The organism is Geomicrobium sp. JCM 19038, assembly GCF_000698125.1.
Lineage (GTDB): Bacteria > Bacillota > Bacilli > Bacillales > Marinococcaceae > Geomicrobium_A.
On the sequence record NZ_BAXA01000005.1, the window covers coordinates 233,833 to 247,990 of the forward strand.

Genomic DNA, 14,158 nt, shown 5'->3' on the forward strand with positions numbered 1-14,158 from the left:
TCTAAGAGAATAATGTGTTATCGTCGAGGAGATGATCAGGTGAACGTTGCTAGTGCAGTGTCCATTGGACTGTTGTTGCTGCCGTGGATCTTACTGACCGTTGCGATTCTTTATGCGACCTTGAAGAAACCGTGGCAGCGAGAACGTGTGCTTTATGCTGGACTTGGCTTTTTGACGAGTGTGTTCATTATTACGATTGTTCCGATTCAATTCGTAAGAGGTGCTAATGGTCATGCACCATGGATGGAATCAGTTGTAGTTACTTCAATCATGAATCTTTTTATGATGGTTCCCATGGGTATTGTGTTTACATTGATTGTTTGTTTATCTACTTTCAGAAAAAAGCTGGGTGAAGGTCTAGGCACGCTATTTTAATGGGTGCAATCTGTACCCCAAGAGAGACGATAATGTTCATAAAATTTTTAGTGTTTGGATAACAGGTAGCTTCCATTTAAATGTAAGTTAAGAGTAACAAGGTAGTGATGGAGGGAAGTCAATGGAGAGTGTCACGTTAGGACTCGCTGGATTAGCATTTGTTGCCGGGTTGGTTTCGTTTTTCTCGCCGTGTATTTTTCCTTTAGTACCAGCATACTTAGCTCAATTATCAGGAAGTAACATTTCTGGATCATCGTTACAAACCCAAAAGCGGATCATCCTCTCGAGAAGTTTTGGTTTCATTCTCGGCTTTACCGTCATTTTTTTATTGATGGGTGTTACATCGACGTTTATCGGACAAGCATTTCGAATGTATTCTGGTTTGTTGGAACAACTTGGAGGAATCTTGATTGTTCTGTTTGGGCTTCAAATGTCAGGGCTCATTTCAATTCGAGCATTGTTGATGGATAAACGTATTGGGAAGCCGCGACGCTCTACGAGTTTTCTTGGGTCGTTTGGTTTTGGCCTCGTCTTTGCTTCAGGGTGGACACCGTGTGTTGGTGTGGTTTTAGGTTCTGTGCTTGCACTTGCCTCAAGTCAATCATCAGGTGATATGTTTGCTGGTGTCAGCATGTTATTGCTTTATTCTCTAGGTCTTGGCATCCCTTTTTTACTCGTGGCTTTGCTATTCTCGAATTCCCTTTATCGATTGAGTACTATAAATCGCTACCTTCCAACGCTACAAAAGGCAAGTGGGGTTTTGTTAATCGTGCTCGGTGATCTATTAATTAGTGGCTACTTTCAAACACTATCCATATGGTTAGCGAGTTTTACTGATGGTTGGATGTAGGTTCATTTTGTATAGAGAAAATTTGCTCAGATGAGCAAATTTTTTTACTTTACCCATGCTAAGCGATTAGGAAACAGGCAAGTCATCTCTTGGGCGTTGCTGATCGGCTTTCCTTTTATGCTCGTAATCACGCTTATCATATTCTCAAGCTCAATGATGGAACTGCAAGTAGAAACGTACAGCCTTTTCTACGTTTTATTTTTTAGTATGTATATTGGATTTGTCTTCTGGTATCAAGGTCTAGCGTTAGGGGGCGTCGCTTGAGTCGGCCAAATACAATTGTTGAACCCTTTTTCGGATTGTTAATTGCGGTTGTGCTGTTACAAGGAACGATTGAGTTGCTCCTTGTAATCGTAAATGTCGCAGTCCTCCTTTGCATCGTCTTAGCGAAAAAGTATGCGAATTGAACTTAAGTGATGTATTGCTTGAAGTGGTCTTATAAATAAATGATAGGTAAAACCATGGACGTGTAGCGATCAAAGGCTACACTTTTTTATATAATTATCAGATTTTATTGACAAAATAAAGTTTTGTATATAAAATTCATGTAAGCGATTTCAAATAGCTTAATTACGGGGAGAAGGGTGTTGTAGATGTCCAAGTCGTACCTTTTTTTGACGGGGATCGTTGGTCTGGTGTTACTAACTAGTTGTGATAATCCGAGGGCAAGTCCTGAGACGTTGGCTGTAGGTGCTGCAGGAGAACAAATTCCTGAAGCAATGGTTTGGAGTGTGTATGACATTAACTCTGGGGGGTATGCGGAAGCGGCTGCTGTTGCCAATGAGATGACTGAGGAATATGGCACGCAAATCCGTATGTTGCCTTCTTCAAGTGGTGTGGGACGGATGATGCCGCTATACAACCGAGATGCATTACTCGGGAAGATCGGTGACGAAGTGAAATTTTCGTTTGAAGCGACGGAAGAGTTTTTTGACTTAGGCTGGGGACCGCAACCGATGAGAACGATTTGGGCACCAATCTCTCCGTTTGGCTTTGCGGTACGTGAGAATTCACCGATTCAATCAATTGAAGAAGTAGAAGGGTTACGTGTACCGATGATTCCTGGGAATAATTCTGTGAATATTAAGACAGAAGCAATTCTAGGCTTTGGTGGATTGTCTAGAGAAGATGTAGAAATTGTTGATATTAATTCTTACGGTGGGCAAGGCGAAGCGTTAATACAGGGAGAAATTGATGTAGCTTCCATTAATCCATTAGCGGGTGGAATGTTTGAAGCGGATAGTTTAGGAGGCATCCGCTGGTTGCAAATGCCAGGTGATGATGAAGAGCGTTGGGCACAATCTGCGGAAGTTGCCGATTGGTTTTTTCCAAGAGAGCTAGATAACGGTGCGGGTATGGATGGCATGAATGAAGTGTTGGGTCATGGTTATGTCTTTGCTACTTATGAAGAAGCTTCAACAGAAGCGATTTATACGTTCACAAAGGCACTGATCGAGCAATATGAGAACTATGAAAATGCAACTTCAAATATGTGGACATATCATCCTGATGAAGTGATCATGAATCCAGCGGACACAGGTGTACCGTTCCACGAAGGTTCGATTCAATTTTTCGAAGAAGCAGGTCTTTGGAGCGAAGAGTATGAGGAAGCGAACAACAATCTATTAGAACGAGAAGAACAATTAAACGAGATTTGGGAAGAAGCCAAGCAAGTAGCAGAAGCCGAGAATCTAACAATCGAAGAGCATGAGCAACTATGGCTAGAAATGAAAGCAGTGCTTGATGAATAAGCAAGGCATAGGAGAGGGGTGCGTCGGTTGAAGCGATTAACAGGGAAATGGGTTTGGGTTGTCATCATTGCAACGGTCATTGGAATTCTTTTGACCATCAATCAAGTGTTTTATCTGCGTTTCTTAGGTTTTGCCCCGCTTGCAAATGAGTATCTTTACTATATTATCGCGATTTTTATGTCGATATCGTTTCTAATTCTTCCAGCTCGGAAGAACGATACGAAGGTTCGATTCTACGATATTACTGCGTTTTTCTTAACGGTGATCTGCGCGCTCTACTTAGGGTTTAACGCAGAGCGGATTATTCTTGAAGGGTGGGACTGGGTAGCTCCTGTCCAAGCGACGATTGCAGCGATTATCCTATGGATTCTCGTTTTAGAAGTGTTGCGTCGCGCAGGTGGGAAAATACTCTTTTTTATCTGTTTAACCATTTCACTGTATCCTCTTGTGGCACATGCGATTCCTATTTATTTCTTACAAGGTCATAGTTTTGATTTTATTACACTTGCGAATAACCATCTGATGAGTACAAATAGTGTACTAGGGATTCCACTGAGTACGATTGGTTCACTCGTCATTGGTTTTATGATTTTTGGAGTAATCTTAACACATACAGGTGGGGGAGAGTTCTTCTTCAAGTTGGCACAATCCATTTTCGGTCGCTCACGAGGCGGTGAAGCGAAAGTGTCAGTCGCGGGTAGTGCGTTTTTCGGGATGCTTAGTGGAAGTGCCATCTCGAATACGGTAACGACAGGTCAGTTAACGATACCGGCAATGAAAAAAGCAGGGTATGACCCGGAATATGCGGCCGCCATTGAAGCAACGTCATCAACGGGTGGAACGATTACACCACCAATTATGGGTTCTGCTGTGTTTATAATGGCGTCATTTATCGGTGTCGCGTACCTAGAAATTGCACTCGCGGCGATTATTCCGGCCATTTTGTTTTCCTTGCTGTTTTCTTACAAGTGGACGCGTACGCAGCAAAGCGAGATCTCAAAGGTATTCACAAGTCAAAATTACCGAAACTATTCGCGACATTGGCGAATGGTTGGATGTATTTACTTAGCATTTTAGCGTTAATCCTTGTCTTAATTTTCATTCGTTCTGAGGCGCAAGCACCATTTTATGCAAGCGCTTTAGTGCTTGTCCTCTCATTCTTTTCAGCGCAAGTAAAGTTAACATGGCAATCGCTTAAAACGATGATCTTTGATATCGGGAAAGTACTCGGTGAAATTGTCTCGTTAATTGCAGGGATAGGTCTGATTGTCGGTGCGTTTTCGGCAACGGGTGTGTCGTTCTCATTCTCTCGAGAACTCGTGCAAATGGCTGGGGACAATTTATTGTTACTCCTAATTGCAGGAGCTGTGACGAGCTTTATTCTAGGGATGGGGATGACCGTGTCTGCGAGTTACATCTTCCTAGCAATCGTATTAGCACCAGCACTTGCGCAAGTCGGTGTGAACGTCATTGCGGCACATTTATTCGTTCTCTACTGGGCAACTGCATCGTACATTACACCGCCTGTTGCTCTCGCGTCGTTCGCAGCGTCGAGCATTGCTAATTCCAACCCGCTGAGGACAAGTATTGTCTCGACAAAACTTGGAATCGTCACCTTTTTTATTCCGTTTTTCATTGTTTATCAGCCTGCACTTATTTGGCAAGGGACGTTTACTGAATCAATCGTAAGTATTCTTGCTGCAGTTGTAGGTGTTGTGTTAATCAGTGCTTCTCTTAGCGGTTACTTAGTCGGCGTTGGACGTGTAAACGGCTTTATGAGAGTTGCTCTTCTATCAGGTGGGTTACTCATGCTCATGCCAAGTATTCTTGTAAATCTAACGACAATTGCACTGATGATTATTCTATTAATTATTTATAAAGTCATTAAAAAGCAACGATTTAATCAATCTGGAACGGTTGATGTATCAAATTCATAGGAGGCGATTGAATGACTAGAACAGAAGCAATAGAACGTTTACTGCATCCGAAATCAGTAGCGATCGTCGGTGTATCGAAAGATTTCTCATCGATTAGTGGGAAACCACTAAAAAACTTACTTGAACATCACTATTCTGGTGACATTTATCCTGTTAATCCAAAATACGATTCAATTGGAGGGCTTACGTGTTATGATTCCGTGCTAGAGATTCCAGGTGAGGTCGATGTTGCATTGCTCGCAGTCTCTGCATTGCGAATTTTATCCATTCTAGATGAATGTGAACAAAAGGGAATCCGTTCATTGATTTTATTCGGATCGGGTTTTGCTGAAGTTGGTGAAGAGGGAAAGGCACTACAAGAGAAGGTCGAGCAGAAGGCGAAACAAGCCAATCTTTCACTACTCGGACCCAATTGCTTAGGGCTATTGAATGTAAAAGACTCCTTGCCACTCGGTTTTGCGACTTCATTTGAAACAGAAAAGGGCTTTATATCAGGCAACGTCGGATTTGCGTCACAAAGCGGGGCGCTTGGATTCTCGCTGTTTGGCATCGCCCAAGAGCAAGGCATCGGGTTCTCCTACATCATTAATACAGGCAATCAAATGGACATTAATACGATCGATATTATGGACTATTTACTCGATGACAGTGATACAAACGTCGTTGCTGGCTACTTGGAAAGCATTCCAAATGGAGAAGCGTTCATTACACTTGCTAAGAAAGCAAAAGAAAAACAGAAGCCTTTGCTTATTATGAAAGCTGGTCGCTCAGAAATTGGGCAAGAAGCTGCAATGTCACATACTGCTTCCATGACAGGGTCCGATGAAATGTTCCAAACCATTGCAAAGCAATATGGTGTTGTCATTGCAAACGATGTGGATGACTTAGTAGATCTAATGAAAATCTTTTCTCGAGCAAAACAAATGCACGGCAAGCGAGTGGCGACCATTTCAAACTCTGGAGCAGCAGGCATTACGATGGCAGATTACAGTGAGCAACTTGGGCTGGATCTTGTCCGATTAGAGGAAAGTACGTTAAAGCAAATCTCATCCATCATTCCAAGTTACGGATCTGCAGTTAATCCGATTGATGTGACCGCCCAAGCGTTAAAAGAGCAACACATTATCGCGGATACTCTGGATGTGTTAGCGAACGCAAGCGAAGTGGATGCCATCGTCGTACAGACGACATTTGGTGGCGAACTCGGTAAAAAAGTGTGCGAGCGAATTGTAGAGATTGATCAGCAAACAGAAAAGCCAATCGTCGTAACTGTAACCGGTTCTGAAGAGCTTACAGGAGCAGGGCGGAAGGCGCTAGAAGATGCTAATGTCCCTGTATACGTTACGTCGTACAAAACAATGTATGCCGTAGAAAAACTCTCCACGTTTACGACGACGACACTTGAAGACATTGACGTTCAACCTTCATTTAAAGTCAATGCTAGCGAAGCGATTTGGACAGAAGTCATCGCCAAACAAACAGTTAAAGATCTCGGCATTGAAGTGCCTAAAGGCATTTTAGTCACTGGGCAAGAACAATTAACCAACGTATCGAATGAACTGGCCTATCCAGTCGTCGCGAAAGTTATTTCTGATGATATTTTGCACAAATCGGATGTTGGTGGCGTAGAACTCGGAATTGAGAACAGTGCGCAACTACGTGAAAGTTATGAGCATATCGTCCAAAGTGTTTCGAAGCACCGTCCAACAGCTACAGTTGATGGCATTCTCGTAGAAGAAATGATGCAAGAGAAGTCAGTGGAAATGTTCATTGGAATTCAACACGATGTTGATTTTGGACCATTTATCGTCTGTGGTCTTGGTGGTATTTACATTGAAGTGTTCAAAGACTATTCGATGCGTCATGCACCGGTTTCTAAACGTAGTGCTTATCAGATGATTGACGAATTAAAATCGGCCGCAATCCTAAAAGGTGTACGTGGTCATCGTGGATATGATGTCGATGCGTTAACAGATGCGATTGTTAATCTTTCGCAATTTGCAGCTGCAAATCAAGATCGTATTCAAGAGATGGATCTTAATCCAGTCTTCGTTCGTGAACAAGGCTTGCAAGCGTTAGATGCGATTATCGTTTGGAGAGAGGCCGATCGTGTCCATTCATAATAAGGAGGTACGTGTACGATGAACCCGTCTACTCAATTACCTGATACATCAGGAATTAATTATTATGAAGCAGATCAGAATTTGCCATTTCTATTACGTCAATATGTTGATTCATCGTCTTTTGAACAACTAGAGCCTCTCTTACAACAATTAGGTCAGGTTGCAAGTGAAGAAATTGATCCATTAGCATCCATTGCTGACAAACATCCACCTGTTCTTCAAACGTACGACCGAAGAGGAGAGCATGTGAATGAAGTAAGTTATCATCGCGTACCGTGAACTGGAACGTATCGGCTATAGCCAATTTGGGATGTCAGCGATGACCCATCGAGCAGGCGTGATGGGGTGGAATCAACCATTCAAGAAAATCGAGAAATATGCGCTCTGGTCGCTGTTTGCCCAAGGAGAGTTTGGCCTGTGTTGTCCGATGAGTATGACCGATGCGGCGGCGACGGTGCTTACCAACTATGCAAGTAAAGAAATGAAAGAAAAGTATGTTCCTAAACTTACGAGTACGTCGATGGATGACCTGTTCACTGCAGGTCAGTTCATGACTGAAAAGCATGGTGGTTCAGACGTAGGCGAGAATACGGTAAGTGCGAAGTTGAACGGAGGTCACTATGAAATCTATGGAGACAAGTGGTTTTGTTCAAATGTTTCCGGAGACATCGCACTCGTACTCGCACGTCCAGAAGGCGCATCACGAGGATCAAAAGGGCTGGCGATGTTCCTCGTCCCTAAATATTTGGATGACGGCACTCATAATCACTACACAATTTTAAGGTTAAAAGATAAATTAGGCACAAAAGACATGGCGAGTGGTGAAGTAAACTTCCACGGAGCGATCGGTTATGTCGTCGGAAGTATCGAAAACGGCTTCAAACAGATGATGTCGATGGTGAACGCATCGCGATTGTCCAATGCGGTTCGGTCTACGGGCATCATGAGAAGAAGTTTCCTTGAGGCGATCGAAACCGCCAAAGAACGAGAAGCGTTTGGAGGCAAGCTCATCGACTTACCGATGATGCAAGAGAACCTCGTGGAAATGCAACTTGATGTGGAAGCTGCACAAGCGATGATTTTATACACCGCTCATCAATTCGATGAAAACGACCAAAATGTCAAGGGTGCAAACGAGATGATGCGCATTCTCACACCAATTCTTAAAGGGTACATTTGTAAGCGGGCTCGCTACGTGAGCGCTGAGGCGATGGAAGTTCGAGGTGGGAATGGCTATATTGAAGAATGGGTCAATCCACGACTCGTTCGTGATGCTCATTTAGGATCGATTTGGGAAGGAACGACGAATATCGTCGCTTTAGATGTAATCAGGGCAATGCGTAAAGAACAAGCGGGTGAGGTTCTTTTATCGAGACTTCGTCAAACAGTAACGTCCCTTCCTGAGAGTAGTGAGCTATTCACAATGGCGCAAAGTGCTGTGGATGCACAGATTACACACGTCGAATCGGTAATGAAAGATGTGGTGAAATCAACAGACAGAGAAGTCGATGCATTTGCTCGCCATTTTCTTGAGTTGTTGTACCACACGACTGTACTCGTTCGGTTACTAGAAGAAGCAGCTGTTGAAGTAAAGGAAAGCAAATCATACCGAAAATTGTATGTGTTCTTCCAATATTATCGAAGGTACGTCTCTCGTGAGCCGCGATCCATTCAAGATGCACACAGTACAACAACGGTGAGTAAGCAGATGCTTTTATGGCAGCCGATTCATTTTGAAGATGTTGAAGAGTATGGTCGATACGTCTTAAAGCAAGCTGTTACGATGTGAAAAAACGAGGAGAGGTACTCCTCGTTTTTTTGGATCAAAGTTGTTGACGTTTTCGAGTTCTTTTGAAGAGGAAGGCGGTAATACTTGCGAGTGCGACACCAATTGAACCGATGAGAACAACGAGGCTAATAGGTGAAGCTTCTTCAGGTTGTGTGCTCGTTTCATCTGAAATTGGGCTCGCATCTAGACGATCGTTTTCCATATAGCGATAGACTGGGATTTCATCACCTTGATTAACTGGGATGAAATTATACGTAACGTAGCTGTCTTCAGATTCAGGTTCCAACGCTAACGCTATGACAGTTGCTGCGGTTTGATCCATTTCAAAGACGAGGCTACCAGCCGGAAAGATTCGCGTGGCCGTTTCTATTTCAGTTTCAACGTGATTCGTAATGTGACCTTCTTGTACTTGTTCTCCGATCGTTTGCTCGACTACCTCATACCGCTCAACAGCTAATTCAACTGGTTCATTAAGTGCTTTTACTTCAACGCCATGTATGCGTAATTTATCAGCGATATGCTGGTGAGAAGGTGGCAAAAGGTATGCTCTAGGACGGACTCTTTCTAATGTCGGTAAAGCCTCTGTTGCACTTAAATAAGTCGTTGGTACTTCTACAACATCCCCCGTTTCGATGTCCAATATTTCCAATGGACGATCTAGTTCCGTTGCCTCACTACGAATGATAATTGTGTCAGAAGGATCAACAGTCTTTCCGTTTTCAACCAATTGCTCACGTGCATCGTGTATCATGGAGGATATATCGTCAGAATGCTCTGCAGTCGTTTGCAAAAAGCTTTCAATGGTCAAGTAATGAGAGTGAACGCGTCTTGCGAAACTTTCACGTCCAAAGCGATCTCCGCGTCCTTCTAATAAAAACGTAAAGCTTGGAAGTAAAGCGGCTATTTCTTTTTCAAAACGAGGTGAACCATTACCCTCCGAGACAGTGATTGTTTCTGTGTCAGGGTCATAGTCTTCAGGAAAAGATACGTACGTATCGGTTGAATAACCAGCATCTTCTAATTGGTCAAACGCGTTTTGGATTAAAAGGTCATCAGCCATTTGACGAATCTCTTCGGGTACATTAAGGTTATAGCCTTTAGCGAGTAAGATGTCGTGGTACGGACCGCCGCCTTCATTGCCAAATTCTTTAAAAGCATCCCAGTTTCGGTGTCCATATTCATGTGAGGTTAGGACAACTTCTGGCTTGAATCGTTGCAACGCTTTGTTCATTGCTTTAGTTTCAGGAAGGTCTAACTTCATATGATCACGGTTAATCCAAGGACCCCTCGCACTTCCAAATTGGAAGTAATGCGAACCATCAGGATTTACACGGGGAATAATGATGACGTTGATGTTAGCTAACAATTCGTCACCGATCTCTTCTAGAGCAAGTTTTTGAGCGGCAACTAAGGCAGCTTCACCGGCGCCGGGCTCACTACCGTGGACTTGGGCTTCCAGCCAAACGGTAGGTTTATTCTTCGTTTCATCAATCGCCCCTCCATCTTCGGTGAAAATAAGTAAAGGAATCTCTCGGTTTTCTTGTGAAAAACCGATGTTCTCTATTTGGAGGCGATCACTTTCTGTATCTAGTTCATGAAGGAAGCTCATCATTTCTTCAGTTGTCGTAAAGTTTTCTTTATCAGGTGCAAAACCAGGTGTAGTGAATGCAACATCTGGGTCGGGGTAGAGCGATTTAATATGATCAGGTTGCTCCATACTTTGTCCGAAGTAAGGCTGATAAGAAAAGGGAATTGTTGCATCAGGCTTTTGACCCGCAGCAGGGGGAGTTTCTGCAGGTGAGAGACCGTCACTTGAACTAGTTGCTTGAACCGGTGTTGTCATTAAAAGTAAACCTCCAATCAAGATTGAATAGTTCTTTAATTTAGACATTTTACCATACCCTTTCTAGTTTGTTCAGAGAGATGCACGAAAAGTGATTTCTCGCTAATCGTATTGACGTAGTAAGGGTTCCATGTTGATTTCGTGCGTTATTGAGGAAAAACTAGAAGTAAAGACTAGTCAATGTAGGTATTTATTTCATATTTTCATAACGATGTTCTTAAACCGCGCAGTCAAAATAGTCGGAAGGGTGTTTGAGATGCTAACCAAACCAAAAAAGCTACAACGTGGAGATAAGGTAGCAACAATTAGTCCGTCTTTTGGCGGAGCAGGTGAACCTGATCTACACTGGCGTTACAAGCAAGGTGTGGAGCGTTTAGAATCGGTGTTTGGTCTAGTAGTGGTTCCAATGCCGAACAGTTTAAAACGAGCAGACTACTTGTATGATCATCCCGAAGCACGTGCAGCCGATCTAATGTGTGCATTTAAAGATCCAAGCATAAAAGCAGTGATTGCCAACATCGGTGGAGATGATAGCATTCGTTTACTGCCATATATTGATTTCGAAGTGATCAGGGACAACCCAAAGATTATCCTTGGTTATTCTGATGTCACGATCAGTCACCTATTTTGTCATAAAGCAGGTCTTTCTTCGTTTTACGGTCCTGCTGTTTTAACGGACTTTGCAGAGAACGTGGAAATGTTCCCATATACTGTTGAGATGATCAAGCGGACATTGTTTTCGAGCGAAGTAATTGGAGAAGTAAAGCCTGCCACAGAGTGGACGAGTGAGTATTTGCCGTGGGAAGAGGGAGAGACGAAGCATCAACGTCGTTCGACTCAAGTAAACGATGGAATTGAAGTTCTACAAGGAGATGGGGTCGTCAGTGGCCGCCTCTTTGGTGGGAGCATAGAGGCTCTAGAACATGCGAAAGGAACAATTTTATGGCCGGATGAGGAGTATTGGAATGATCGCATCTTATTCTTTGAAACTTCTGAGGAAAAGCCAGAACCAAGGCTGATTAGAAGTTGGCTTAGAAACTATGCCGCGCAAGGCATTCTACATAGAATAAACGGGATCATCTTTGGGAAACCACAAGATGAAGCGTATTATGAAGAGTACAAAGAAGCCATTACGAGTGTAATGAAAGAACAACGGCTAGACACACTGCCTATATTATTTAATTTGAACTTTGGTCACACCGAACCTAAGTTTTTATTGCCATACGGTGCACTTGCTGAAATCAACACGAAGAACAAGAGCTTCTCCATTTTGGAAGGTGGCGTACAGTAGTAGAGAAAGGAGAGCAGGTTTCCTTCCTTTTTTTTATTTTCAAAAAGTTCTTGCGATTACTTGTGGATTTCTGTATCTTTATATTGACTGACTAATCAATCAAAAATATAGAGGTGTGCACATGCCAAGGGATGAACATCAAAACCGTGAGATTAGAGATGCAAGGCGAGATCAATTGCTAGAAGCAGCGAGCATTATTTTTGCAAGAAGAGGAATGGCAGGTACAAAGATTAGTGACGTAGCCAAAGAAGCAAAGCTAAGTCACGGTCTCGTTTACCATTATTTCAATTCTAAAGAACAGTTATTTTATGAGCTCGTGAAGAAAGCAAGTGAAAGGTCAATGGTAAGTCTAACAAAGGCCATGGAGGTAGAGGGCACACCATTAGATCAATTAACTCTAATGACAGAAGAAATCTTACGTTCCATTGAGCATGGTAATGAGTTGCATCTGTTTGTAATTATGATTCAAGCGAGCACATCGGATGCAGTACCTGAACAAGTGACGAGTCTATTAAGCGACGTCAACCATTCACCTGTTAAAGCCATCCTTCCTATGTTGATCGCTGGTCAAGAACGAGGAGAGATCGTTCAGGATGATCCGGTTCAACTAGCGGTTGCTTATTATGCAATGATTCAAGGCTTGGCTATTAATAAGATTCAGTGGAAGGAATGTCCAATTCCAAAAGCATCCATGGTTCTTCGGTTGTTCACGAGTAAGGGTGGGAAGTAAGTAATGACAACAACGACGAGCCATATGAGAACCACGTGGATTCTATTATCTCCAGTTATCATTATTGCTATAGGATTTATTGTAGCGACTGTTTTCTCTTCTATTATTGCCGAGTGGGCATGGTTGCCTCTCGCACTTGTGTATTGGTCATTACTTGGTGGTTGCATCTATCTTTTTAAGGGAAAAAAACGAGTGAAAGCATGGATCGGGAAATCTAGACCATCGAAAGGAATCGTAAGTCTAGGCTGGGTTGTAGGCTTGTTTCCGTTCACTGTTTTACTCATGAATCTTCACTTATTAACAGATCCATGGATCATTGCTTTATGGCTGTTATTCGCATGGTTAATCCCTTTTTCGAGGAACTATATTGGAGAGGGTTATTGTTGGATGCAGCAATGACGAGGTTTCCGAAGTGGATCAGTATCGCGTATTCAACCATGTTCTTTGTTCTTAGTCATCCACTCATGTGGGGTGTGTTCTCAATTGCGAACCAACATATCCATGTGTTGCTTTATCTCCCAATACTAGGTGTCGTATGGGCACTCATCTACATAAAAACTGGAAGCTTACGCTTTGCCATCGCTTCGCATGCACTTGTAAACATCGGTATCATGACCGTCCCCGTATTCTTGAACCTTTACATACCACCAGTTTGATGAGTACTTTGATGCGAAAAGTTAGAATCAAAAACAAGAGAACCATCCAAGAAAAATCTTGAATGGTTCTCGATACAATTATCTCGTTTATAGTTGTCTACGGAAGGCCAGGTACATCCAAACCAATGACCTGTAGGGTGGCATCCGTTGTTCCTGCTTCTAGTGTAATTGTTGTACCATCTGGACCAACGGCGGCTAATTGCAAGTTATCTCCTGCAGCAAGATCGATTAGAACTTCATTATTATAATCAGTGTACGAACCAGTCAAATTACGATTTAGTGCTGACGGTTCAATAGGAACACCATTTAACAGTACTCTCGTCGAAATAACTCTTGATGTGAGCAATAAAAGAGAATAGGAAACTCTGTAACGACCCGCTGTAAGAACGGTAAAACCATCATTATCTGCAATAATATTCGGGCTCGTTAATTGGAAGTCTGGAACAGAGATAATTGCCCCAGGCTCACCTTCAAGCGTTATGATTTGCCCAACGACTGAAGCACCGAAAGCTGATTCAACTGTTGAACCACCACCACCAGGTCCAGTCGGCCCTTGAGGTCCTTCCGGACCTTCAATTCCTTGAGGCCCCTCTGGTCCTTCCGGTCCGTCCAAGCCTTGAGGTCCCTCCGGTCCTTCAATTCCTTGAGGTCCTTCTGGCCCTTCTGGTCCCTCCGGTCCTGTCGCCCCAGCCTCACCTGTTGCTCCAGCTGGCCCAGTAGCCCCGGTCCCTGGCGGTCCTGTCGCGCCAGTAGCGCCAATAGCCCCAGCCTCACCGGTAGCGCCGGTAGCCCCAGCGGCTCCAGTAGCGCCGG

The 14,158-nt window shown here is 43.3% G+C and carries 15 protein-coding genes and 1 pseudogene; 14 read left to right on the forward strand and 2 right to left on the reverse strand.

Annotated features, from left to right (window positions below):
• Nucleotides 1-39: 39 nt before the first annotated feature.
• From JCM19038_RS08895 to JCM19038_RS24390, 10 genes are all read left to right on the forward strand, one after another.
• Entirely contained in the window at nucleotides 40-375 is a 336-nt protein-coding gene (locus tag JCM19038_RS08895; protein ID WP_042416871.1) for a hypothetical protein, read from the forward strand.
• Nucleotides 376-496: 121 nt separating this feature from the next.
• Entirely contained in the window at nucleotides 497-1,225 is a 729-nt protein-coding gene (locus JCM19038_RS08900; protein WP_042416874.1) for a cytochrome c biogenesis CcdA family protein, read from the forward strand.
• 30 nt (nucleotides 1,226-1,255) lie between these two features.
• Nucleotides 1,256-1,489: a hypothetical protein gene (locus JCM19038_RS20650; protein ID WP_052361309.1), complete on the forward strand. Its 234-nt coding sequence runs from the start codon at nucleotides 1,256-1,258 to the stop codon at nucleotides 1,487-1,489.
• Nucleotides 1,486-1,632 carry a hypothetical protein gene (locus JCM19038_RS22745; RefSeq protein WP_193745086.1) on the forward strand — a complete coding sequence of 49 codons (147 nt, stop codon included), beginning with the start codon at nucleotides 1,486-1,488 and terminating at the stop codon, nucleotides 1,630-1,632. The genes JCM19038_RS20650 and JCM19038_RS22745 overlap by 4 nt, the downstream gene beginning before the upstream one ends.
• 186 nt (nucleotides 1,633-1,818) lie before the next feature.
• A complete protein-coding gene (locus JCM19038_RS08910; RefSeq protein WP_042416877.1) occupies nucleotides 1,819-2,976 on the forward strand; it encodes a TAXI family TRAP transporter solute-binding subunit in 1,158 nt (385 codons plus the stop codon).
• A gap of 27 nt (nucleotides 2,977-3,003) precedes the next feature.
• The gene (locus tag JCM19038_RS24375; protein ID WP_052361313.1) at nucleotides 3,004-4,053 is read left to right on the forward strand and encodes a TRAP transporter large permease subunit; all 1,050 of its coding nucleotides are present in this window, start codon (nucleotides 3,004-3,006) and stop codon (nucleotides 4,051-4,053) included.
• Nucleotides 3,945-4,913 (forward strand): TRAP transporter large permease subunit, encoded by a 969-nt coding sequence (locus tag JCM19038_RS24380; protein WP_081831709.1) that lies wholly within the window; start codon nucleotides 3,945-3,947, stop codon nucleotides 4,911-4,913. The genes JCM19038_RS24375 and JCM19038_RS24380 overlap by 109 nt, the downstream gene beginning before the upstream one ends.
• 11 nt (nucleotides 4,914-4,924) lie before the next feature.
• Complete coding sequence (locus JCM19038_RS08920) at nucleotides 4,925-7,036, forward strand: acetate--CoA ligase family protein (RefSeq protein WP_042416880.1); 2,112 nt, start codon at nucleotides 4,925-4,927, stop codon at nucleotides 7,034-7,036.
• An 18-nt stretch (nucleotides 7,037-7,054) separates the two neighbouring features.
• Nucleotides 7,055-7,315, forward strand: coding sequence for a hypothetical protein (locus JCM19038_RS24385; protein ID WP_052361316.1), 261 nt, complete (start codon nucleotides 7,055-7,057; stop codon nucleotides 7,313-7,315).
• 40 nt (nucleotides 7,316-7,355) lie between these two features.
• The gene (locus JCM19038_RS24390) at nucleotides 7,356-8,825 is read left to right on the forward strand and encodes an acyl-CoA dehydrogenase family protein (RefSeq protein ID WP_193745087.1); all 1,470 of its coding nucleotides are present in this window, start codon (nucleotides 7,356-7,358) and stop codon (nucleotides 8,823-8,825) included.
• A gap of 34 nt (nucleotides 8,826-8,859) precedes the next feature.
• On the opposite strand, the gene JCM19038_RS08930 is transcribed toward JCM19038_RS24390, so the two are convergent.
• Nucleotides 8,860-10,716, reverse strand: coding sequence for a M14 family zinc carboxypeptidase (locus tag JCM19038_RS08930; protein WP_052361319.1), 1,857 nt, complete (start codon nucleotides 10,714-10,716; stop codon nucleotides 8,860-8,862).
• A gap of 208 nt (nucleotides 10,717-10,924) precedes the next feature.
• Between JCM19038_RS08930 and JCM19038_RS08935 the strand changes: the two genes are divergently transcribed.
• From JCM19038_RS08935 to JCM19038_RS08950, 4 genes are all read left to right on the forward strand, one after another.
• A complete protein-coding gene (locus tag JCM19038_RS08935; protein WP_042416883.1) occupies nucleotides 10,925-11,959 on the forward strand; it encodes a S66 peptidase family protein in 1,035 nt (344 codons plus the stop codon).
• A 121-nt stretch (nucleotides 11,960-12,080) separates the two neighbouring features.
• Complete coding sequence (locus tag JCM19038_RS08940) at nucleotides 12,081-12,689, forward strand: TetR/AcrR family transcriptional regulator (protein ID WP_042416887.1); 609 nt, start codon at nucleotides 12,081-12,083, stop codon at nucleotides 12,687-12,689.
• Between the two features lie 3 nt (nucleotides 12,690-12,692).
• The gene (locus JCM19038_RS22750) at nucleotides 12,693-13,088 is read left to right on the forward strand and encodes a hypothetical protein (RefSeq protein ID WP_042416890.1); all 396 of its coding nucleotides are present in this window, start codon (nucleotides 12,693-12,695) and stop codon (nucleotides 13,086-13,088) included.
• Nucleotides 13,028-13,345: a CPBP family intramembrane glutamic endopeptidase gene (locus JCM19038_RS08950; RefSeq protein ID WP_193745088.1), complete on the forward strand. Its 318-nt coding sequence runs from the start codon at nucleotides 13,028-13,030 to the stop codon at nucleotides 13,343-13,345. Before JCM19038_RS22750 ends, JCM19038_RS08950 begins: the two co-directional genes overlap by 61 nt.
• A gap of 97 nt (nucleotides 13,346-13,442) precedes the next feature.
• On the opposite strand, the pseudogene JCM19038_RS24720 reads toward JCM19038_RS08950, so the two are convergent.
• Nucleotides 13,443-14,158, reverse strand: a pseudogene (locus JCM19038_RS24720) (collagen-like repeat preface domain-containing protein); the annotation flags it as partial.